At 59.5% G+C, this 630-nt stretch carries 1 protein-coding gene; it reads right to left on the minus strand.

Features of this window, described 5'->3' with window-relative positions; genetic code table 11:
• A partial coding sequence (locus BTA51_RS28885; protein WP_210404950.1) for an NAD(P)(+) transhydrogenase (Re/Si-specific) subunit beta occupies positions 1-630 on the minus strand: 630 nt, incomplete at both ends.

Consider the following 630-nt stretch of genomic DNA (forward strand, 5'->3'; position numbering starts at 1 on the left):
ATGCCCCGGTGATGATCAGCAGATCATTGGACAGCATGAATCCCGCCGCCGCGGCCGCCCAACCCGAATAGCTGTTCAACATGGAAATGACCACGGGCATGTCGGCCCCACCGATGGAGGACACCAGATGCCAGCCGAACCACAGGGCGATCACCGTCATCAGCAACAGACTGAAGGTGCTGCCACCGTTGTTCACGAAGTAGAGCATCAGCAGGAAAGAGACGACACAGGCCGCCAGGTTCAGTTTGTGGCGATGGGGCAGCATCAGTGCCTTGGAGCTGATCTTGCCGCGCAATTTGCCGAACGCGACCACCGAGCCGGTAAAGGTGACCGCCCCGATAAACACCCCGAGGAAGATTTCCGTCAGGTGAATGTTCAGCATGACACCGGTCATAATGCCGTGGTCCGCATAGCTGTTATAACCCACCAGCACCGCGGCCAGACCCACAAAGCTGTGCAGGATGGCGACCAGTTCGGGCATTTCGGTCATTTCCACTTTCAGGGCCACCTTGGCGCCGATCACCGCGCCGATGGCCATGGCGATCAGGATCAGCCAGACCGCGGTCACCTCGGGACGCCACAGGGTGGCCACCAGAGCGATGGCCATGCCGATCATGCCATAGAGATTTC

Source organism: Hahella sp. CCB-MM4 (assembly GCF_002260525.1).
In the GTDB taxonomy this organism is placed as follows: domain Bacteria; phylum Pseudomonadota; class Gammaproteobacteria; order Pseudomonadales; family Oleiphilaceae; genus Hahella.